This is a genomic window from Stenotrophomonas sp. 05L414_2, assembly GCF_056397905.1.
Window position 1 is genome coordinate 1 of record NZ_JBFTOJ010000312.1, and the last position, 1428, is coordinate 1428.

Below are 1428 nucleotides of genomic sequence, written 5' to 3' on the forward strand. Positions count from 1 at the left end.
GAAAAGGGAAGTGTTAATTCCTAAACGAGAATACTTAAATAAGCATACATCAATAAAATACTTTTTAAGGGAAATTAGAGTTAATCCTTTTTTTAAATCTGATTACTTTGAAGAATAGCATTATCAGAGTGATTTTAAAGAAAGCAAATCTTTAACTAAACCAGCTAATAGATTGTCAATAAAAATCTTTTAAATTAAWAAACACTTCATGCTATACTAAAAAGCGCAACCCAAATAACCCTCCGAATTCAATTTGGAAGGTTTTTGTTGTATTTGAAAATGCTGTTACTACATAGTTTCTTGGAATGGTGTTTTCGTTTTTAAAATCGCATAAATCCAGTGTAAAAGCTTATTCGCACAAGCAATGATAGCTACTTTATATGGCTTTCCTTCCTCACGTTTTAAATCGTAGAAGGCTCGTAATCGCTTATTTCGTGCGAYAGTTTCAGGTGTTGTTTTCTTTTTCCGACTATCTCGAATAGAACAACGAACAGCTGTATAAAGCATRTGGCGAAGCCTAGCCGAGCCGCGTTTAGTAATGTGATTTTTCGTGCCTTTAAAGCGACCTGATTCAAACACACTGGGATCTAGTCCTGCAAAGGCTACTAACTTTTTCGGATGATTAAACCGATCAATTTCYCCRATTTCWGAAATAATCGTTGCAGCGATTTTTTCACCAATACCGGGAATTGATTGGAGTAATTCATATTCTTCAAGTTGTGCCGCTAACTCATCAATCTCACGCTCCAACGTAGAAAGTTGCTGGTGGTACACTTGAAGTAAATCAATATACATATTCAAACTGATTAGAAGACTTTGATAAAGAGTTGATTGAAATGGATTGCGTTCTGCAGCTCCGATTAATTTTTCCGATCTTTCAAGCGCCCAATTAAACGAACGTGCTTTGCAATGTGTATCAATGAATTGTGCGATCTCTTCTACACCTGCTTCTTTGACTGATTCAGAAGTAGGGTAAGCTTGTAAAGTTTTTATAGAAATCTCAGCGTATAGATCTCCAAAAACTCCTTTGTACTCAGGGAATATTTGATCTAATACGGCTTGAAATTGAAGCTTTGTTTGAATCATAATTCCCGTCATATTTTCGTGTTGCCTTGTTAGATGCCGAAGGTTTAATAACTGTACACCACGCTTTTTCTGAGGCGCTAAATCCTCTTTGTAATACAGTTCGCCTAAGTGGTAAGCATCAATGGCATCTGTTTTGGTTTTGCGCAAGCTAGAACTTTTTGCTCGGTAAGAAACCAGTGGGTTTACGATAATGACAATGTATTCTCTTGCTTCTAAAAACTGTACAACTGGGGCATGATAGTGACCCGTTGATTCCAAAACAATAGGTGGCTTCATCCCTGTTTGACGCTCTAAATCTAATAAATAAGTGTGTAACTCTTCCAATCCATCCACAGTATGATC

1 protein-coding gene is annotated in these 1428 nt (G+C 36.4%); it reads right to left on the minus strand.

Going from position 1 to position 1428, the window contains the following annotated elements; all coding sequences use genetic code 11:
• Positions 1-288: 288 nt before the first annotated feature.
• The coding region (locus tag AC1DJN_RS21915; RefSeq protein WP_478040260.1) for an IS110 family RNA-guided transposase at positions 289-1428 on the minus strand (1140 nt) is incomplete at its 5' end.